The 20,514-nt window shown below is 38.4% G+C and carries 15 protein-coding genes and 1 other RNA gene; 13 read left to right on the top strand and 3 right to left on the bottom strand.

Going from position 1 to position 20,514, the window contains the following annotated elements:
• Positions 1–17: 17 nt before the first annotated feature.
• Positions 18–2,864 carry a hypothetical protein gene (locus tag BM097_RS12495; protein ID WP_090550468.1) on the top strand — a complete coding sequence of 949 codons (2,847 nt, stop codon included), beginning with the start codon at positions 18–20 and terminating at the stop codon, positions 2,862–2,864.
• A gap of 235 nt (positions 2,865–3,099) precedes the next feature.
• Here BM097_RS12495 and BM097_RS12500 read toward each other — a convergent pair whose 3' ends face one another.
• Together BM097_RS12500 and BM097_RS12505 are read right to left on the bottom strand one after the other, a co-directional pair.
• On the bottom strand, positions 3,100–4,437 hold the full coding sequence (locus tag BM097_RS12500) for an IS4 family transposase (protein WP_242944711.1): 1,338 nt from the start codon (positions 4,435–4,437) through the stop codon (positions 3,100–3,102).
• Positions 4,438–4,753: 316 nt separating this feature from the next.
• Complete coding sequence (locus BM097_RS12505; protein WP_090550473.1) at positions 4,754–5,953, bottom strand: IS110 family RNA-guided transposase; 1,200 nt, start codon at positions 5,951–5,953, stop codon at positions 4,754–4,756.
• 670 nt (positions 5,954–6,623) lie between these two features.
• On the opposite strand from BM097_RS12505, the gene ltrA reads away from it, so the two are divergent.
• Positions 6,624–7,907: a group II intron reverse transcriptase/maturase gene (gene ltrA, locus BM097_RS12510; protein WP_090550478.1), complete on the top strand. Its 1,284-nt coding sequence runs from the start codon at positions 6,624–6,626 to the stop codon at positions 7,905–7,907.
• A gap of 101 nt (positions 7,908–8,008) precedes the next feature.
• Here the strand turns inward: ltrA and BM097_RS12515 are convergent, their stop codons facing one another.
• Positions 8,009–9,382, bottom strand: a complete 1,374-nt coding sequence (locus BM097_RS12515) for a citrate/2-methylcitrate synthase (protein ID WP_090550482.1) — start codon at positions 9,380–9,382, stop codon at positions 8,009–8,011.
• Between the two features lie 235 nt (positions 9,383–9,617).
• Between BM097_RS12515 and pckA the strand changes: the two genes are divergently transcribed.
• The 11 genes from pckA (at position 9,618) to BM097_RS12570 (ending at position 20,508) form a co-directional block, all read left to right on the top strand.
• On the top strand, positions 9,618–11,231 hold the full coding sequence (gene pckA, locus BM097_RS12520) for a phosphoenolpyruvate carboxykinase (ATP) (RefSeq protein ID WP_090550485.1): 1,614 nt from the start codon (positions 9,618–9,620) through the stop codon (positions 11,229–11,231).
• A 129-nt stretch (positions 11,232–11,360) separates the two neighbouring features.
• A non-coding RNA gene (ssrS, locus tag BM097_RS12525) (6S RNA) lies at positions 11,361–11,544 on the top strand.
• Positions 11,545–11,623: 79 nt separating this feature from the next.
• The gene (locus tag BM097_RS12530; RefSeq protein ID WP_090550490.1) at positions 11,624–12,466 is read left to right on the top strand and encodes a YihY/virulence factor BrkB family protein; all 843 of its coding nucleotides are present in this window, start codon (positions 11,624–11,626) and stop codon (positions 12,464–12,466) included.
• A 94-nt stretch (positions 12,467–12,560) separates the two neighbouring features.
• Complete coding sequence (queA, locus tag BM097_RS12535) at positions 12,561–13,592, top strand: tRNA preQ1(34) S-adenosylmethionine ribosyltransferase-isomerase QueA (protein ID WP_090550493.1); 1,032 nt, start codon at positions 12,561–12,563, stop codon at positions 13,590–13,592.
• Positions 13,593–13,614: 22 nt separating this feature from the next.
• Positions 13,615–14,670, top strand: a complete 1,056-nt coding sequence (gene pheS / locus BM097_RS12540) for a phenylalanine--tRNA ligase subunit alpha (RefSeq protein WP_090550497.1) — start codon at positions 13,615–13,617, stop codon at positions 14,668–14,670.
• Between the two features lie 15 nt (positions 14,671–14,685).
• Positions 14,686–17,046 carry a phenylalanine--tRNA ligase subunit beta gene (gene pheT, locus BM097_RS12545; protein WP_090550502.1) on the top strand — a complete coding sequence of 787 codons (2,361 nt, stop codon included), beginning with the start codon at positions 14,686–14,688 and terminating at the stop codon, positions 17,044–17,046.
• 28 nt (positions 17,047–17,074) lie between these two features.
• Positions 17,075–17,422: a PilZ domain-containing protein gene (locus BM097_RS12550; protein WP_090550505.1), complete on the top strand. Its 348-nt coding sequence runs from the start codon at positions 17,075–17,077 to the stop codon at positions 17,420–17,422.
• Positions 17,423–17,446: 24 nt separating this feature from the next.
• Positions 17,447–18,325 carry a prolipoprotein diacylglyceryl transferase gene (gene lgt, locus BM097_RS12555; RefSeq protein ID WP_090550509.1) on the top strand — a complete coding sequence of 293 codons (879 nt, stop codon included), beginning with the start codon at positions 17,447–17,449 and terminating at the stop codon, positions 18,323–18,325.
• 240 nt (positions 18,326–18,565) lie between these two features.
• Positions 18,566–18,997: a division/cell wall cluster transcriptional repressor MraZ gene (mraZ, locus tag BM097_RS12560; protein ID WP_090550513.1), complete on the top strand. Its 432-nt coding sequence runs from the start codon at positions 18,566–18,568 to the stop codon at positions 18,995–18,997.
• Entirely contained in the window at positions 18,997–19,935 is a 939-nt protein-coding gene (gene rsmH, locus BM097_RS12565) for a 16S rRNA (cytosine(1402)-N(4))-methyltransferase RsmH (protein WP_090550518.1), read from the top strand. Before mraZ ends, rsmH begins: the two co-directional genes overlap by 1 nt.
• A gap of 84 nt (positions 19,936–20,019) precedes the next feature.
• On the top strand, positions 20,020–20,508 hold the full coding sequence (locus BM097_RS12570; protein WP_090550523.1) for a hypothetical protein: 489 nt from the start codon (positions 20,020–20,022) through the stop codon (positions 20,506–20,508).
• Positions 20,509–20,514 lie beyond the last annotated feature (6 nt).

Genomic DNA, 20,514 nt, shown 5'->3' on the forward strand with positions numbered 1-20,514 from the left:
GGCAGAGGAATTGATAGATGAAAAATAAGCCATTTATTATCGGGGGAATAATTGCTTGCGTATTAATTATTGGTGGAATTATAGGATTTATATTGGCGAAAGGCAATTCAGGGAATGAATCTCTTGATGGTATAGAGCCTGTAGCTTTTGAAAAAGTTTCAGAGGATGATGCTATTTCAGAAAAGGAATATATGGCACTTCTCAATGAAGCCTTTAACTATGAGGACTCTATAGAGTATTCCGATAATAAAATCACTGGTAAGGCTGCAGTGGCTAAAGGCGTGGACCGCCTTGGCCCTGCTTACCGTGAATATCTATTGGATGGAACCGAAGATACTCCAGAAACCAGATTTGAACTTGTAGAAAAGAAAGGGGTTCTATCAAAGGAGTTTGAGGATGCATATTTAAGCAGTACTCAAGCAGAGGCGCTTATTAAAAATTTTACAGCCCTTGCTACAATAGAGGACTATCATGTTTCTGTATCTAAGTATGAGGCTGCTGAAGGTGTTGTAGATGGTTCTGATTGGACAGCGACCTATTACACCAGCCATGAGGATGGAACCGAAGAGGCTCTTATTGAAATAAAGGGCGAAGCACCTTCTGTTGGAGAAAAGCTAATCTACAAGGATACTGTAGGTGTTCTTCGTGGAGGTACTATCAGTGCTATTGAAAAGCGCGACGGTGATATCTACGATGTATTGACTACAAAGCCACAGAGTCTGGATGATTTATTAACTGATTATACGGTTGCAGGCTATGTTGATTGGTCCCAGGTGGCTGCACTTAATACAGAGGATGGGACTCAGGTTTTAGATACCTCTGGTGTTCCTAATTATAGCTTTGTATCCACAAATAAAGACAAGGGTGTAAAGACAACTGTTACAGTAACAGGAACAGTGTCAATCAGTAATGCTTCATCAGATGATGCTGAAGTTGGGCTTGAGGTTACTGGCTTTAAAATAGGAGATAAGGATTATTCTTATCTTTGTGATGCCTTTAATTCAGCTAAAGAATCTTATGAAAATATTTCTGAACTAGCTGATGACGCAGGTGATGAAGAGACAGATGATGAAGATGCAGGTGATGAAGATACAGGGGAGGAAGACTCATCAACGGTCGATATTGAAATCTCCTTAGAAGATTTTCAGCTTTATGCCTATGCAAACAAAGAGGGTGGCTTTTATTATGAATGTCTGTATAAGCCTGTCTTAAAAATGGGTGATGCCAAGATTAATTATTCCTTTGATTTGCCAGCTATTCCAATTCCTCTTGGTATTGCAAAAATAGATTTGGCTTTAGGTCTTCATGCTGACATGGAAATGGAAAATATTGATGTTGTAATAACCACTGAAAATCCTACTGGAACTATAATAGTTTTCGATGAAAATGGTTATTCCAAGACTGAGGAAAAAGCAAAAATTGTAAGTTATTTTGAAAATGGAAGCACAAATGAGGAAGCTGCAACAATTACATTAACATCGGGAGTTACACTCAAGGCTTCATTGACTATACTTGAGGTTTCAGTAATTGATCCTAAAATAGATTTCTATGCAAAGCTATCTGCTGAGCAGCTTGAAATTGTGCCTGGGTTTGAAAATGCATGCTGGGAAGCCAAAGTTGTAGGACCAATGATTGATTTTTATATTACAGATGATGAGTCGGAATCGTTAGCTTCCTATATAGCAGATTCGCTTATAAAACTTAATATAATCGAGGACACCAAGATTCCTTTACTAACAGAAGCAAATACTTTCAGCCTATATTATCACTTGGAGTTTGATGATTCTCCTATGATTAAGGAGGATCCAAACCACGATGCATCTGTCTGCACCCATGTTGCAGAAGATGGCAGCAGATCAAAGATTAGACGCCATGTGGATTATACGCTTCCTAAGTCTATTGATGAAATTGACATTGATAAGAAGACAGCTAAGCTTTACCAGGATTTTCTTGATGGAAAAGTTACAGCGTCTGTAGTAAAAGATAACAATTATCCTGATGCTTTTGAGGATGTGAATAAAGAGTATTCATTTGATGACTTGTACAATGATACTTTAAAAGATCATTCTAAGAAATGTGAAGATTGGGATTTTGAGAAAGACTATTATGATTATTCTATTACTAATAATAGGATAGAATATATTGATGCAGGTAAAGATGACAATCCTGAAATGATTATCACTTTTTCAAGAAAGTCATTAAACTATGATTCATCGAATGATTGGGCTAGAGTTATTTTAAGAAATAATGATGGGAAGCTTGAAATATGCTATAGATATGTTATCTCTTTATATTCAGGTGACGGCGCTGATACTGGGGCAGATATTTATTACAACGGAATGATATATGATACCTATTCTGGAGTAAATTACGGCGGCTACAGTTGTGGCTTTATAGATAGTGATGGAGTATATCGTGATTGGTATAAATATAGTACAATAACAGTAACAAATGGAATGTATACAAGTACAGGAGAATACAAGCCTATTTTTGATGATGATAATACCTGGGGAATAGTTGGAATTCATATTCCTCCTTATGATGACGATAATGAGGCAGATTCTGCATACTCATATATATGTCCTAATATTGAAACATGGGAAGAACCAGATAAAAATCAAATAAGTATTGGCGAAGACCCTGCTTTAATTTATGACACAAACTCTGATTACAAAGCTAATTTTGATGCTTTTGTAAAGGGAATGGCAAATTTTAGAGAACTCCAAAAGGATAATGATGGATATTCCTTTTATAAAGAATACGGGTATTTTAACGAAGTATTAAGTATTGCAAAATCAAAAGAGCTTGTAGAAGAACAAAGACAAAAAATCGGACTTACTGACGACATATATTATGTAGACTGATAAATTAATAGTAGAACATAATAAGAATGCCTGCCACCTTTTGGTGGCAGGCATTAATTCGGTTTGCGCGCCATGGGCGCGCTCTAACGCAATGTCATTAACTTTAGAGTATTTCTTACAAAAATCAAAGTTTTTAATGATGGTAAGGAAGATGATTATACGGAAAAATTATTTTTGGGCATGCAAAATAGGCAGGAATATACTCCCTGCCTGTTGCAGATATGTATTAGTTGAATTAAGACAATCTATAATTAAAACTCATAACAGAACGATCTTTCTTCTTGCGTCGGATTGCTTTTCTGTTTGGACGAATAGGTGTCAAATATTTAGACAAAATATTTTTGATTGTTTTGCAGCTAATCTTTCCCTTGATAAATAGTCTAGATGCATGAATTGCTATTGAAAAACTAGATTTATAATCATGTTTTCGTGTTAAGCATTCTAGTTTATGACTACTCATTATTAAAGATACAAAATTATAAAGCAAAAGGTGTGCATATATTTCTTGATAGATTAAATCTGTCTTGCGGGCATGAAAATTTAATAGACCAAGTGGATATTTAAGGTCTCTAAAAGAAGTTTCTATTCCCCAGCGCATAGAGTATAGCTTTTTAATTTCAGAAAGCGAAAATGTTTCGGCAGGTAAATTTGTAAGGAGTGTTTCATAGGTATCTTCGCCGAGCTTAATTTTTAGAATTCTAAAAGGAAGATGATAAAACATAAGAACATCACGTTCACCTGCAGAATTGATGAAAAAATCAAAGTTTTCGGGATGAGATATACGTTTATAGGTGTTTTTATTTTTGTAAAGTTCCCAGTGATCTTTAGTTCTTCCAGCAGACAAATGTAAATTGATAAAAATGTCGTATTCATTGTCTTGTGGCAAATCAAGACCATTAGCTATACCGCCGCTACTAGTAGCATCTTTGACTCGAAAAAGGAATTTCCATCCTTTTTCTTGTATGTGAGCAAGTGCATTATAGGATTCGTATCCTCTATCAGCAATAATAAGAGTATCCATAGTGCTTGCATTACGATCAACCATGTCAATGAGAGCCTGGTTTTCATTTGCATTACGACTTTTCTGAATGATGGTATCAACATATATTTTGCCACATACATCGTATAGGGCATTTAAATGTAAAAGGTTATAAGGCCTTTGATCATTTATTCTAGGAAAATAAGAATCTTTGTCTTTAGGATTAGTTGGTACGTGTAAATCAGAACCATCAATAGCTAAAACGCGGTAGCTCTTGTATGTTGCATTAGGATTTGAACTGTTGGTAAAGGATTTGAAGATATCCTCAAAAGCAGTTGGAAGTATTTTAGAACGTTGCTGTACAAATGCAGCTGCAGTTGGAGTAGTATCTGAACAGTTGAAAAAGGATAAGAGTTCGTTGTTTATACTACTTCCAGACATTTGGAGAATTGAGTTAATAATAGTTTTAAAAGAAAGCTTACGCGTTCTAGAGTGGTCAGTTGGATTTTTTACATAAGATGCTTTGTTAAGTAAAATTTGGTCAATAGAATCAAATAAATTTCTACGTAGTGTGTTGGGTTTTAAATATTTCATGCAGTTCCTCCTGTGAAAAAGTGAATGTACTTAATCACAAGGGATTTTTTGCTAAGTAATTAGCAAAAAATCCGCATACTATGAAATATTTGTCAAGCTATTTTAAATTTTTTTCTTAACTTAATGCCATTGCGCTCTAACGGGTGAAAGTCCCAAACACGCCTAGGCAACGAGGAAGTGTATAGCTGAACAGCAAGACCTGCTAAGAGTTGTCAAGTGATAAATATGAAATTTAGTATATTTGATTTTAGAGCATAAGAAATAGACTGCCTGAAATAGCCAGTCAAAGAGAATCTGATATTTTTTGTATTTGTTTTTAAATAGAGTTTAAGTAAGCACTTATTCTTGCATAATAGATTCTTAAAAATTTATTACAGCCTGCAATCATATAGACATAGTAATGCTTCCCTTCAGTTCGTTTTTTATCCAAAAACTGATAGACTGGATCATCGATTTGTTGATGTCGAAGGATACAATCCATAACTGTAAAAAGTGTCTTACGTAAAGCCGAAGAGCCTCGCTTTGATATACCACGACTCTTTATATCAATGGTTCCTGATTGATATGGAGAAGAATCGATACCGGCATATGCTATTAATGCCTTACGGCTATGAAATCTTCTGATATCACCAATCTCAGCAATAAGTTGTGGTCCTAATGTTGTTCCTACTCCAGGAAGAGACATGACTGCAGGATATTCAGGTAATTGAGACGCAATACGGTTCATCTCTTGACGGATTTTTTCTAAAGCGTCAATCAAAGAAATAAGTTCTTTGGCAGTTTCTGTAATTATGAGTTTTGTATTAGAGTTTGCTGGCATGCTTGCAACTGTTTGATTGGCTAATTGATAAATATCATTAACTTTGTTTGACTGATAGTGATAACCATTTTTAGAGCACCACTTCTGGTACGAACGTTCAAGTGAATTAATTGTTTTTGTGGTTATACAGTCTTTGTGCCAATAATCTTTGATAAAGTCAATCCATTTTTGGTGACCATCTTTGCGTGGTGTTTTGCCAAACAATCCATCAATACCAGGAAATGTTTGATCTGATAAAGCTATGAGATTATTTGTCAAAGCTACTTTAAGTTTGGTGTACTGCGTGAACTGACGGTTGTAGATTTTAAGAGCCTGACGTAATTCTTCTTCTGGTATATATTCAGGTAAATCAAGCCACCGATTCAATCCGTAGTTTGCGATTTTTATAGCATCCTTTTTGTCAGTCTTAACTCTACGAATACTGGAGTTGTCGTAATCATGGATAAGTATGGCGTTAACAACTGAAATGTAAAGGCCAGAGTTATACAGATAGTTAGCAAGTGGTTCATAGTAACGACCTGTATATTCCATAACAATTCTAGACTCGCCTTTAAGAGATTTGATTTGCGAAACAAGCTTTTCAAAATCTTCTTCTGTGTGATTGATTTCAAAAGGTGAAGCAACGATTTCGCCGAAAGGACGCATGATGGCAACAGTACTTTTTCCTTTAGAAACGTCAATTCCTACTGAATTCATAATACATTCTCCTTTGTGAGTTGTAATTGTAAATGGTAACCATTCAGAACTCATTACGATTCAATCTACTTAGTGACACGAGCGTGAAGCCCAACCTGCTAAAAACGAACGCTGCAACGAGAGGATGGTTATCAGTCTTGCGTTACGGGCGTTATAGCCCAAGGGTGTCCCCGATAAACCATTTACCCTCTCATTTTAGCTTAATAATGAGGTTGGAAACTGAATGATAAATATTTTTATATATCCAACAATTACATTGTAGTAGGGTGTCCATCGTGAGGTGGAATCTGAAGGAAGCTGTAGGCAAACTCTCGGTCCGACGGACAGAAATCACATATAAGGCTAGGTTCTGCTTGGTAAGTCTGCCGAATAAGATGAAGCCGTAAAGTTGCCGTTTGTAGGAATCGAGTAAATGTGGCGGATAGATGAGAGGAAAGAGCGTGCACCTTAAGCGTGGAGGTCTCACAGAGGTTCCATTAGCCTAGTAACAACGAACTGTGAGAAGTCAGCCGAGCCCATAGTAGTGAAGAAATCTCTGTAATGGAGATGGAGTGAAGGGGCGAACAATCAATAAGTTTGAGTATGTCTCGTGTTGCAGAAATGACAACATCTGCCGTAACCAATCGGGATAAGGGTGGTCAAATTAAGCGGGGCGGAAAGGAAAGAACGCATGGACACAAGTAGTCTAATGGAGCAGATACTATCCAGCGATAATCTCAACAGAGCATATCTGCAAGTCGTACGAAATAAAGGTGCAGAGGGAGTGGACGGAATGAAGTACACAGAACTCAAGGAACATCTTGAAAAGAACGGCGACATCATCAAGGAACAGTTGAGGACAAGAAAGTATAAACCTCAGCCAGTACGAAGAGTGGAGATACCAAAGCCTGATGGTGGTATCAGAAACCTAGGAGTACCAACAGTAACAGACAGATTCATACAACAATCCATAGCACAGGTTTTAACACCAATCTATGAGGAACAATTCCATGACCACAGTTATGGATTCAGACCTAATAGATGCGCACAGCAAGCAATCCTAACAGCGCTCGACATGATGAATGACGGCAATGATTGGATTGTAGATATTGACTTGGAAAAGTTCTTTGACACAGTAAATCACGATAAACTTATGACCATCATAGGTAGAACTATTAAAGATGGAGATGTTATTTCTATCGTTAGGAAATACTTGGTCAGTGGAATCATGATTGATGATGAGTACGAGGACTCTATTGTGGGAACACCACAAGGAGGAAATCTCTCGCCATTACTGGCGAATATCATGTTGAATGAACTTGATAAGGAGATGGAAAAGCGTGGGCTTAACTTTGTAAGATATGCAGATGACTGTATTATCATGGTTGGTAGTGAAATGTCTGCTAATAGAGTCATGAGAAATATCTCTCGATTTATCGAGGAGAAACTAGGTCTCAAGGTCAACATGACCAAGAGTAAAGTAGATAGACCAAGTGGACTAAAATACCTTGGATTTGGATTCTACTTTGATTCAAGAGCCCATCAGTTCAAGGCAAAACCACATGCGAAATCAGTAGCGAAGTTTAAGAAGAGAATGAAAGAACTTACACGTCGTAGTTGGGGCGTCAGCAACAGCTATAAAGTGGAGAAACTTAATCAGCTCATCAGAGGATGGATTAACTACTTCAAGATAGGTAGTATGAAAACTTTATGTAGGAAGATGGATAAACACATCCGATACAGACTCCGCATGTGCATTTGGAAACACTGGAAAACTCCACAGAATCGTGAAAAGAACCTTGTAAAACTTGGAATTGACAGAGATACTGCAAGACGAGTTGCATACACAGGTCATAGAATAGCCTATGTTTGCAACAAGGGAGCGGTGAATGTAGCAATAAACAACAAGAGACTGGCCTCATTTGGATTAGTCTCAATGTTAGACTATTACACCGAAAGGTGTGTTACTTGTTAAGTTGATTGAACCGCCGTGTACCGAACGGTACGCACGGTGGTGTGAGAGGTCGGAAATTCTCAGCAGAGAGAATTTCCTCCTACTCGATTTTAAGCTTTATTTTAATCTACAACACGATCTTCAATTGGAATATATTTTTTATGTGGGCAGACAGTCATGTAAGCAGGTCTCATAATCTTGCCCTTGTGGCAAACCTCTTCCATGCGGTGCGCACTCCATCCTGCAATACGGGCGATGGCAAATATTGGAGTAAACAGTTCTCCTGGAATGCCAAGCATCTGATAAACAAAGCCAGAATAGAAATCCACGTTTGGTGAAACACCCTTATAAATCTTGCGCTCCTCAGCGATAATCTTTGGAGCAAGCTTTGCTACCAATTCATAGAGGTTGTATTCCTTTTCCATTCCCTTTTCAACCGCAAGCTTTTCTACAAAGGAGTGGAAGGTAATGGCACGAGGATCTGATATTGAATAAATAGCATGTCCCATACCGTAGATAAGCCCTGCTTTATCGAAGGCTTCACCATGAAGTAAGGCTCTAAGATATGTGCCAACCTCTTCTTCGTCAGTCCAGTCATTAAGGTGGGCCTTCATATCTTCAAACATACGAACAACCTTGATATTGGCACCACCGTGCTTAGGTCCCTTAAGTGAGCCTAAAGCTGCGGCAATAGCAGCGTAGGTATCTGTACCTGAAGATGAAACTAGGTGAGTGGTGAAGGTAGAGTTGTTACCACCACCGTGCTCCATATGAAGGATTAAAGCTACGTCTAAAAGCTTTGCCTCAAGAGGAGTAAATTTACTGTCTGGTCTTAAGCAATGCAAAATGTTTTCTGCTGTAGAATAATCAGGTCTAGGCTGATGAATGATGAGTGAAGCATCATTATAGTAATAATCGTAAGCAGCATAACTATATACAGAAAGCAGAGGAAAGCTGGCAATGAGCTGAAGGCACTGTCTAAGTACGTTTGGCTCTGATGTATCATCTGCTCTGTCATCATTTGAATATAGTGCAAGAACTGATCTTGCAAGAGAGTTCATCATATCCTTAGATGGACTCTTCATAATCATATCTCTAACGAAGTTTGGTGGAAGAGAGCGATAGCTTGCCAAAAGAGCTTTGAATTCTTCAAGCTGTTCTTCGGTAGGGAGACTGCCAAATAATAATAGGTAAGTACATTCTTCAAATCCAAAATGCTGTTCTAAAGGAATGTTTCTAACTAAATCCTGAACATTGTAGCCTCTATAAAAAAGCTGACCGTCGCAAGGCACTTCCTTGCCGTCAACAAATTTCTTTGAATTAACCTCTGAAATTTCAGTGATACCAACAAGAACACCTTTACCGTTAAGGTCACGTAAGCCACGTTTTACATCATAGGTGGTGTATAATTCCGGATCTATGTATGAGGATTTCTTGGAAAGCTCCGCAAGCTTTTCCAGCTCTGGAGTGATTTCGCTGAAGTTTTCGATTGCCATAACAAATTTCCTCCTTTAACACACTAAAGTGATTTAATGTATGTTACCATAAACAGTGTAATTGCACAAGTTTTATAGATTATTATTGTATAAATGTGAAAACAATTTTTTATTTAAATGATTGACTTTAAAATGTCGAAAAATTAAAATGATACTTAGCGAAAATTAGTTTATACTACCAAATGTGGATTAGAGTGAACTAATAAATAAAAATAGAAAAGTGAGGTATGACAAGATGGCTAATGTTGATTTAACTAAGTATGGCATCACAGGAACAACTAGTATTGTACACAATCCTTCTTATGAGGATCTCTACAAGGCAGAGATGAATCCTTCATTAGAGGGTTATGAGAAAGGTAAAGAGACAGAGCTTGGTGCTGTTAATGTTATGACAGGTATCTACACAGGTCGTTCACCTAAGGATAAGTTTATCGTAGTTGATAAGAATTCTGAGAACACAGTATGGTGGACTTCTGAGGAGTATCCAAACGATAACCACAGAATGAGTGAAGAAACATGGGCAGCAGTTAAGGAAATCGCTAAGAAAGAGCTTTCAAACAAAGATCTTTTTGTAGTAGATGCATTCTGCGGTGCCAACAAGGACAGCCGTATGGCAGTTCGTTTCATCGTTGAGGTTGCTTGGCAGGCTCACTTTGTTGAAAATATGTTTATTAAGCCTACAGCTGAAGAGCTTGCAAACTTCGAGCCAGATTTCGTAGTTTACAATGCATCAAAGGCTAAGGTAGAAAACTACAAGGAGCTCGGTCTTAACTCTGAGACTTGCGTAGCTTTCAATATCACATCTCGCGAGCAGGTTATCATCAATACATGGTACGGCGGAGAGATGAAGAAGGGTATGTTCTCTATGATGAACTACTTCCTTCCACTTAAGGGTATGGCTTCAATGCACTGCTCAGCTAACTGCGATATGGATGGAAAGCACACAGCAATCTTCTTTGGTCTTTCTGGAACAGGTAAGACTACACTTTCTACAGATCCAAAGCGTCGTCTTATCGGTGATGATGAGCACGGCTGGGATGATAACGGCGTATTCAACTTCGAAGGTGGTTGCTACGCAAAGGTTATCGGTCTTGATAAGGAATCTGAGCCAGATATCTACAATGCAATCAAGAGAGATGCTCTTCTTGAGAACGTAACAGTAGCTGATGATGGCAAGATTGATTTTGATGACAAGAGCGTTACAGAGAACACTCGTGTATCTTACCCAATCGAACACATCAACAACATTGCAGCTGAAGTAAATAAGGTTTCTGCTGGTCCTGATGCTGAAAACGTAATCTTCCTTTCAGCTGATGCATTCGGAGTACTTCCTCCAGTATCAATCCTTACACCAGAGCAGACAAAGTACTACTTCCTTTCTGGTTTCACAGCTAAGCTTGCTGGTACAGAAAGAGGTATCACAGAGCCTACACCTACATTCTCTGCTTGCTTCGGTCAGGCATTCCTTGAGCTTCATCCTACAAAGTACGCTGAGGAGCTTGTTAAGAAGATGGAGAAGTCTGGAGCAAAGGCTTACCTTGTTAACACAGGATGGAACGGAACTGGAAAGAGAATCACAATTAAGGATACAAGAGGTATCATCGATGCTATCCTTTCTGGCGATATCAAGAAGGCTCCTACAAAGACAATTCCTATGTTCAACTTCGAAGTTCCTACAGAGCTTCCAGGCGTAGATCCTAAGATTCTTGATCCTAGAGATACATATGCTAACGCTTCTGAGTGGGAAGAGAAGGCAAAGGATCTTGCTGCTAGATTCAACAAGAACTTTGTTAAGTACACTACAAACGAAGCTGGTAAGGCACTTGTTTCTGCAGGTCCACAGTTATAAAAGAGAATGATGAGTCAGGTTTTTGTTTGTTTATAACACAAATAAGGAAAATCTGTGAAAAATTCGTTCTTTATTTTGACACAAATTTGTTGTACTATAATTGCAGGTAGTAAACATACCGAATGTTAACCTAACCTGGGATGTACGATTTAACTTATCCTTTTTGAACCTACATTTACTTTAAATGGAATGCTTACATTTCTAATTGGCTGTCAGGCCTCCATTGCGCAGGGGAAGGCAAAAAATTAGTTGCGGCGATCCACCTAGCTAGAGCTAGGAGTCAATTGATAGGCCCGGCACCTCCGGGTTAGGTTTTGAATGAAAGTAGTGGCGGCTATGCGTTGCATAGTCGCTTTTTCTTTGCTAAAATTGGGGATTGAGGAGATAAAATTATGTGGACATTCTTAGGCTATGGAAAAACTTATTTAGATAAATGCGGAAGAGATAACATCGGGGCTTATGCTGCACAGACTGCATATTTTATGATTATGTCAGCTATTCCGGTAATGATGCTTCTTGTTTGGGCAGCAGGCTATGTGCCTTCTATAAATGAGTACATGAACGAACTTATTTATGATGTTCTTCCAGATACTTTCTCCCCATATATAGTTAGGTTTATGGGGCTTATTACCCAGGCATCAGTTGGAATGATTTCTATCTCGATTATCATGGCTATCTGGGCATCTGGGAAAGCCTTCCAGAATCTTATGGTAGGCCTTAATCAGGTTAACAAAATCGAAGAGACTAGAAACTGGTTCTTAAGAAGATTCAAAGCAATCTTTTATACACTGGTATTACTTTTAGTTATCATCGTTATTATGCTGATGCTTGTATTTACTCAAAAGCTACAGTACTATGCCGACAATTATTATGGTTTATTGGCTTATGTCGTTGGTATCAGGCCTTTGTTTAGAGGAATATTTGTATTCATATTCCTTGTTATCGTATTTACGTTTTTGTTTACCGTACTTCCAAATAAAAATCTTACCTTTTTCAGTCAATTACCTGGCGGCTTCTTATGTGCTGCCAGCTGGTATATTTTTAGTTTGATTCTTGCAATATGGGTAAAGATTTTTAACACCTATTCAATGTACGGAGCCTTTGCCACCATGATGATGTTCATGTTTTGGCTTTACTTCTGTATGTATTTCATGCTTATGGCAGCAGAGGCTAATGTATTTTTTGAGCAAGCCTTCGGCATGGCATGGCAGAAATTTATACAAAGATTCAAATAGAAACATCATATAAAGTGGACTGATAATAATTAGTGTGCTACACTATGGAGAGCCGATTATTGCGGAATATTGTTTATAATTAGAAAGAAGTTTTATGTTAGTTAAGGATTTTGATTACGAGCTTCCTGAAGAACTCATCGCTCAGGACCCTCTTGAAAAAAGAAGTAATTCAAGACTTATGGTTTTGGATAAAAACACAGGTGAGACAATTCATAAACATTTCTATGACATCAAGGAATATCTTAAGCCAGGCGATTGCCTGGTTATCAACAACACTAAGGTTATTCCAGCCAGATTGTATGGTGCCAGAGTTGGAACTGGCGGTAAGGTTGAAATTCTTCTCTTAAGAAGAATCAGCGACAACCAGTGGGAATGTCTGGTTAAGCCTGGCAAAAAGGCTCGTCCTGGTATGGAAATATCCTTTGGCGATGGTCTTTTAATGGGTAAAATCGTTGATATTGTTGATGAAGGAAACAGAATTATCGAGTTTAGCTACGAAGGAATTTTCGAAGAAATTCTTGATAAGCTGGGCGAAATGCCACTTCCACCATATATCACTCATAAGCTTCAGGACAGAGATAGATACCAGACTGTTTATGCTAAATATGATGGTTCGGCCGCAGCACCAACTGCCGGCTTACACTTTACACCAGAGCTTCTTGAAGAAGTTAAGGCTATGGGTGTTAGAATCGCAGAGGTTACTCTTCATGTAGGTCTAGGCACCTTTAGACCTGTTAAGGAGGAAGAGGTTTTAGACCACCACATGCATGCAGAATATTACATCCTCAATCAAGAGGCTTGCGATATTATAAATGAAACAAAGGCTAATGGCGGCAGAGTTATTTCGGTTGGAACCACAAGTACACGTACCCTTGAATCTGCAGCAGAGCCAGGAAAGCCACTAGTTCCAAAGAGTGGATGGACTCAGATTTTCATCTACCCAGGATATGAGTTTAAGGTAATTGATGGACTTATTACTAATTTCCATCTTCCACAGTCAACTCTTATCATGCTTGTATCTGCACTTGCAGGTAGAGAGCATGTGCTTGCAGCCTATGAAGAGGCAGTTAGAGAAAAATACAGATTCTTCTCCTTTGGAGATGCAATGCTGATTACAGAATTATAGATTTATGTTTAGGGAGGAAGCCATGATAGATATTATATCTGAATTGAGCGCCAAGTTTGAAACAGAGCTTTCTAATATTAAAAATTCAGAAGAGCTTGAAAATATCCGTGTTTCATACTTAGGCAAAAAAGGTAGCGTTACAGCTGCAATGAAGGAAATGGGCAAGCTTTCTGTTGAAGAAAAGAAAGAATTTGGCCAAAAGATTAATGTACTTAAGAACTCTGTTGCTGAGAAAATTGCTGCAAAGAAAGAAGAGATTGCAGCTTTAGAGCTTCAGAAGGAAATCGATAAGGTTCCTGAGTTTGATATGTCTCTCCCAGAGCATTTTGATCAGGGTAGCTATCATCCTATTACACTTGTTCAGCGTCAGTGCGAGACTATCTTTAAGTCAATGGGCTTTACAGTAGAGGATTACAGTGAAGTTGTTACTGATTACGAATGCTTTGAAGCAGTTAATATCCCTAAATATCACCCAGCTCGTGATATGCAGGATACATATTATCTTGAAAATGGACAGCTTCTTAAGTCTCAGACTACAGCTGCTCAGAATGCTATTTACAAGAAATATCGTAAGCAGTTACTTGAGAATGGTACACCTATTAAGGCTATCTTCCCAGGACGTTGCTTCAGAAACGAAGCTACAGATGCATGTCATGAAAACACATTCTTCCAGATGGAAGGTGTTATGGTTGGCAAGGATATCTCTATTTCAAACCTTATCTACTTCATGAAGACTATGCTTTCAGAAGTATTTAGACGTGATATTAAGGTACGACTTCGTCCAGGTTTCTTCCCATTTGTGGAGCCAGGCTTTGAGCTTGATATCAACTGCCTTAACTGCGGTGGTAAGGGATGCCCATCTTGCAAGCATTCAGGATGGCTTGAGCTTTGCCCATGTGGTATGGTTCATCCAAAGGTTCTTGAAGAGGGCGGTATCGATCCTGATAAATACACAGGCTTCGCTTTCGGACTTGGTCTTACAAGACTTGCAATGATGAAATACGGAATTAAAGACATTCGTGACCTGAACAGCGGTAATCTTTCAAGCTTAGCTCAGTTCACTGATGATGAGCAATAAGGGAGGACTAAAATCATGTTTATTTCAATGAATTGGATCTCTGATTTTGTTGACCTTAGTGGTCTTGACAAGATGGAGCTTATTGCAAAGTTCTCTCTTGCAACAGCAGAGGTTGAAAATGATATTTTCCACAAAGGTGAGGATTTATCTGGAGTTGTAGTTGCTGAAATCAAATCAGTAGAAGAGCATCCAGAATCAAAGAAGCTTCATCTTTTAAAGGTAGATGCTGGTGACGGTAAGCTTACAGATGTTGTCTGTGGTGCGCCAAACGTTCGCGTTGGCATGAAGACAGCTTTCGCAAAGGTAGGAGCACAGCTTGGCGATATCACAATCGCTCCAAGACCACTTGCAGGCTACGATTCTTACGGAATGTGCTGTTCTGAAAAGGAAATCGGAATTTCTGATAACAACGACGGTATCATGGACATCACAGAGGATGTGGCAAATGGTACTGATATTAAGGATTTATACGAAATCGATGATATCATCTTCGAAGTTGATAATAAGTCACTTACAAACCGTCCTGACCTTTGGGGACACTACGGAATCGCTAGAGAGTTCGCTACAATCGCAAAGCGTCCTCTTAAGGAGCTTCCTACACTTGATTTAAGCAAGTACGACAATCTTGAAAAGGTTGATCTTAAGATTGAGGATGAGCTTTGCCAGAGATATTCATCTCTTAAGGTAGAGAACATCGAAAAGAATGTTGCACCAATGAATATGCGTATTCGTTTATTCTACTGCGGCATGAGAGGAATCAATCTTCTTGCAGATTTAACAAACTACATCATGCTTGAAATGGGCCAGCCAATGCACGCATTCGATTCACGTAAGGCTGAAAAGATTCGTGTTAAGAGATTTGACAAGCCTTTTACATTTACAACACTTGATGGAGTAGAGCGTAACATCGATGAAAACACACTTATGATTTGCAATGGTGACACACCAGTTGCTATCGCTGGTATCATGGGTGGTCTTGATTCAGAAATCGTTGAAGATACAACAACACTTACACTTGAGTCAGCTACATTTAATGCAGCTTCAATCAGAAAGAGCGCAGTTCGTCTTGCTCACAGAACAGATGCATCTGCTCGCTACGAAAAGAGTCTTGATCCAGAAATGACTACCGTTGCCATCGCTCGTTTCATGAAGCTCCTTTCTGAAATTGATCCAGGTGTCAAGGTTGTATCCGCGCTTACTGATGATTATCCATTCCATTATCCACATGTTGCACTTGATTTTGACAAGGATTTTGTGGATAAGTACACTGGAATTGAAATTACAAATGAGCACATTGTGGATACCCTTACAGCTTTAGGCTTTAAGGTAACTCAGGATGGGGATAACTTCCATGTAGATGTACCATCTTATCGTGCAACTAAGGATATCAGCCTTAAGGCAGATATCATCGAAGAAATCACACGTATCTACGGATATGATAACTTCGAACTTTCTACAACAAATGCACCTCTTTACCCAGTTCGTATGGCAGAGGACAAAAACGTTGAAGATAGAATTAAGGATATCCTTGTTAAGAGATTTAGACTTCATGAGGTTCATTCTTATGTATGGCAGTATGCTGATGAATACAAGAAGCTTGGAATGGAAGTAGAGGACAACATTAAGCTTGCTAACTCTACAAACCCTAACATTGAAACACTTCGTCGTTCAATCATTCCTACACAGCTTTGTCAGGTTAACTACAACACAGGCTATGCTACTGATTTTGGTATCTTTGAGGTTGGTCGTGTAGTGGAAGGCCTCAAGGAAGATGGTCTTTGCGACGAGCACAAAAAGCTTTGCATTACATTATTCTCAAAGACAAAGTCTCTCGAAAAGCTTTATTTTGAGCTTCGTGATATGATTGCTGAGACTATTGAGGATGTTAGACACAAGGCTCTTTCTTACAAGACACTTGAGGCTACTCATTCTTATGAGCATCCTAAGAATTTATACAGCTTAGTACTTGATGATACTGTTATTGGTGAGATGGGCGTTGCACATCCACTAGTTTCAAAGAAGATTGATAAGAAGGCAGCTATCGTATTTGCAGAAATCGATATCGAGGCACTTGCAGATATTAAACAACAGCCTATTTCTTATGAGGAACCTTCAAAGTATCCTTCAATTGAAGTAGATTTATCATTTATTGCCGAGAAATTTTCAGAAATAAATGATACAATAAAAGTAACAGCTGGAGATATACTGAAAAAGGTAGGAGTTGCCGATGTATATTCTGATGGTTCTAGCAAGTCAATTACAGTCAGACTTCTCTTTGGTGATGATGAGCGTACACTTACTCACGAGGAAGTTCAGAAGGTTGTTGACGATATAGTAGAGAAGCTTAAGAATAAGGGCATCAATCTTAAGGGGTAATCATTATTAATTGTTGGGAGGCATGAGCATGGAAGAGAAGAGAAAAAACAAAAGATTGGATATTGACGTAAAGGTCGAAATCGAGAGAATCGATGAAGAAAACATCACCACTGTTAAATACATGGAGGTTGATGTAGTTAATATTTCAAAAACAGGTTTAGCTTTCAGAGTACCAGAAATCAAATTTGAAGTTGGTGCATGTTTTGATGCTAAAATCCAAATCTGGACCAAGGAAACAATCGATACAGTATTTAAGGTTGTTCGTGTAAATGAATTGGATAATGGTATCTTTGAGTATGGATGCATCTTTGTTGGAATGACAGATACAGATGCTTTGAAAATCGAAATCTACCAGCTCTTTAATGATGCACAATAGTATATTTATTGGGAGAATATTTACGTGAATACTAGTATAATTTTTCCGAATTTGCATATTACTCTTGATAATGTTGGAAAAGGATTCTATATTGGATCCTTTTTCATTGCATTTTACGGGGTAATTATTGCAATCGGAATGCTTATTGGAGTCAGTTTTATTCTTAAGGAAGCAAAGCGTGTAGGCTTTAATGAAGATGAGTTCCTAGACATCTGTATTATCACAATTATAGTTGGAGTTTTAGGAGCTAGAATCTATTATGTTGTTTTTGCCTGGGATTATTACAAGGGTAATCCAATCAGCGTTTTCAATATAAGGCAAGGAGGCTTGGCTATATACGGAGGTGTACTTTTTGGAATTGCCTGCGTATATATTTTATCTCGCATAAAAAAGCTTGATTTCCTTAAGGTTATGGATGTGGCAATGTTTGGCGTAATAATCGGCCAAATATGTGGAAGATGGGGCAATTTCTTTAATAGAGAGGCCTTTGGGCAGTACACAGATGGCTTATTTGCGATGCTGCTTCCACTTGATGCAATACGTTCCATGGATGATGTTACCACTGAAATGCTTACAAACCTCGTAACTGTTAACGGAGTGGATTACATTTCAGTTCATCCTACATTCCTATATGAATCCCTTTGGAATTTAGGTTTGTTGGTATTGCTTATATGCACCAGAAAGAAAAAGCCTTTTGACGGCTATGTTTTCTTTATGTATTTGATAATCTACGGAGCTGGCCGCTTCTGGATAGAAGGCTTACGTACAGATCAATTGAAATTGTGGGCAACAGGCCTGCCGGTTTCTCAATTGTTGGCAGCGGTCTTGGTGGTTCTAGGAACGGGATTATTTGTATATAATTTTAAAAAGCAAGGTGCTGAAATAGTAAAAAAAGAAAAATAAATTGTATTTTTTTAAAGACATTGGATATCCAATGTCTTTTTTTATGCACTTTTTTATCAGATATTGTGTTTTTTGTGGTCTGGCCCACCACTTTCTACCACATCTAGAATATGCCAGAAAACATTGATTTTTCACGGTTCTTGGGTTGCGTCAAAAGCTTTAATGGTATAAAATGTAGTTAAAAGTGGAGGAAAGTGGAATAAAAGTGTCACAAAGTGGTGGAAAGGAGGAAATGCTGATATGTTCATGGGCGAATACTGTCACAATCTAGACGCTAAAAATCGTCTTATTATGCCAGCTAAGTTTCGTGAGCAGCTAGGAGAGCATTTCATTGCCACTAAAGGACTTGATGGATGCTTGTTTGTCTATCCTATGAGCGAATGGGAGACAATCGAAGCAAAGTTTAGAGAGATTCCACTTACCACAAAGGATGCTAGAAAATTCTCGCGTTTCTTCTTTGCAGGAGCAGCAGAGTGTGATGTGGATAAGCAGGGAAGAGTACTTATCCCTTCTACATTAAAGGAATATGCTGGCATCGATAAGGAAGTAGTTTCAGTAGGTGTTTTAAACAGAGTTGAAATCTGGTCTAAGGAAAGATGGCAGGATGAAGGCACCTACGATGATATGGATGAAATCGCAGAACACATGGCTGAGTTAGGATTGGGAATCTAATGGAATTTAATCATTATTCAGTTCTCTTGAATGAGACAATCGACAATTTAAATATTAAACCAGACGGGATTTATGTTGATGGTACCCTTGGCGGTGGCGGACATTCATACGAAATCGCTAGTCGACTTACCACTGGACACCTCTATGGCTTCGATCAGGACACGGACGCATTAAAGGCAGCTGGTGAGCGACTCGCTCCTTTCAAGGATAGGGTTACCACAATTCATAGCAATTATGAATTTATGAAGGAACGCCTTGATGAAATCGGAGTTGATAAGGTTGACGGAATCATGCTTGACCTTGGCGTGTCTAGCTTCCAGTTAGATGAAGCAGACAGAGGCTTCACCTATAGGGTAGAGGATGCACCTTTGGACATGCGTATGGACAAGGACAAGGAAATGACAGCGGCGGATATTGTAAATACTTATTCTCCAGAAGATTTAACAAGAGTCTTGTTTACCTATGGCGAGGAAAAGTTTTCCAAGCAGATAGTTAAAAATATTGTAAAGGCAAGGGAGGTTGCTCCTATCCTTACAGCAGGACAGCTTAATGAAATCATAGCAGCAAGTATTCCAAAGAAGGCTCAGGTGGGCCAGGGACATCCTTCAAAGAGAACCTATCAGGCTCTTCGAATAGAATTAAACAGGGAGTTAACAGTCTTAGAAGACCATATAGATGATATGATTGACCTTCTAAATCCAGGTGGAAGATTATGTATTATTACCTTCCATTCCTTGGAGGATAGAATCACGAAGGTCGCTTTCAAGAGAAATGAAGATCCATGCACATGCCCAAAGAATTTTCCAGTTTGTGTGTGTGGCAAGAAATCAAAGGGAAAGGTTGTTACCAGAAAACCAATCCTTCCAAGTGAAAAGGAACTAGAAGAAAATTCAAGATCAAAAAGCGCAAAGCTTAGAGTATTTGAAAAAATTGATTAAGGAGATTAAAAAGCAGGCAGCTTTTTATGTATTGAAAAGGGAGTTTATTGCTAGTTTTACAAGCGAGAGTTTAGGAGTTAGAAAATGCAAGAAGTTAGAACTTATTATTACAATCAGGGGAATGCGGTTAGGAAAGAGACAGAATTAGTCTTAAGCCCTGCTAGAAGTCTGCCTACTAGAGAACAACGAGAACGAGAAAAGCGTGAAGAAGCCAAAAGACTTCAGAAGATTACAGATAGAAGAAGAGCGGCGGCTCTTAGAAAAAATAGATTATTAACAGGTTATATGATAGCGGCGGTTGTGCTTACTTGTCTGATGCTTGTTGGATATGTTGGTTTGCAAACAAGCGTTACCACAAGAATGAATCATATTGCAGATTTACAAAACGAGTTATCAACTGTAAATGCTGATAACAAGGCTGCAGAAAGCAGAATCGCAACTACAACAAATCTTTCGGAAATTAAAGATAAAGCCATAAATGAACTAGGAATGGTGTATGCAACCAACAATCAAATAGTGTATTATAGTGTAGATGGTTCCGACTACATGAGTCAGTATCAGGATATTCCATAGAATAGA

Source organism: Pseudobutyrivibrio sp. OR37 (genome assembly GCF_900113655.1).
In the GTDB taxonomy this organism is placed as follows: Bacteria; Bacillota; Clostridia; order Lachnospirales; family Lachnospiraceae; genus Pseudobutyrivibrio.

What these genes read in the sequence shown, in the direction of transcription:
- BM097_RS12570 (WP_090550523.1), top strand. Translation starts at nt 20,020, where the DNA reads ATGCAAGAAGTTAGAACTTATTATTACAATCAGGGGAATGCGGTTAGG.
- queA (WP_090550493.1), top strand. Translation starts at nt 12,561, where the DNA reads ATGTTAGTTAAGGATTTTGATTACGAGCTTCCTGAAGAACTCATCGCT.
- pckA (WP_090550485.1), top strand. Translation starts at nt 9,618, where the DNA reads ATGGCTAATGTTGATTTAACTAAGTATGGCATCACAGGAACAACTAGT.
- BM097_RS12550 (WP_090550505.1), top strand. Translation starts at nt 17,075, where the DNA reads ATGGAAGAGAAGAGAAAAAACAAAAGATTGGATATTGACGTAAAGGTC.
- BM097_RS12495 (WP_090550468.1), top strand. Translation starts at nt 18, where the DNA reads ATGAAAAATAAGCCATTTATTATCGGGGGAATAATTGCTTGCGTATTA.
- BM097_RS12530 (WP_090550490.1), top strand. Translation starts at nt 11,624, where the DNA reads ATGTGGACATTCTTAGGCTATGGAAAAACTTATTTAGATAAATGCGGA.
- BM097_RS12500 (WP_242944711.1), bottom strand. Translation starts at nt 4,437, where the DNA reads ATGAAATATTTAAAACCCAACACACTACGTAGAAATTTATTTGATTCT.
- BM097_RS12505 (WP_090550473.1), bottom strand. Translation starts at nt 5,953, where the DNA reads ATGAATTCAGTAGGAATTGACGTTTCTAAAGGAAAAAGTACTGTTGCC.
- ltrA (WP_090550478.1), top strand. Translation starts at nt 6,624, where the DNA reads ATGGACACAAGTAGTCTAATGGAGCAGATACTATCCAGCGATAATCTC.
- pheS (WP_090550497.1), top strand. Translation starts at nt 13,615, where the DNA reads ATGATAGATATTATATCTGAATTGAGCGCCAAGTTTGAAACAGAGCTT.
- BM097_RS12515 (WP_090550482.1), bottom strand. Translation starts at nt 9,382, where the DNA reads ATGGCAATCGAAAACTTCAGCGAAATCACTCCAGAGCTGGAAAAGCTT.
- pheT (WP_090550502.1), top strand. Translation starts at nt 14,686, where the DNA reads ATGTTTATTTCAATGAATTGGATCTCTGATTTTGTTGACCTTAGTGGT.
- mraZ (WP_090550513.1), top strand. Translation starts at nt 18,566, where the DNA reads ATGTTCATGGGCGAATACTGTCACAATCTAGACGCTAAAAATCGTCTT.
- rsmH (WP_090550518.1), top strand. Translation starts at nt 18,997, where the DNA reads ATGGAATTTAATCATTATTCAGTTCTCTTGAATGAGACAATCGACAAT.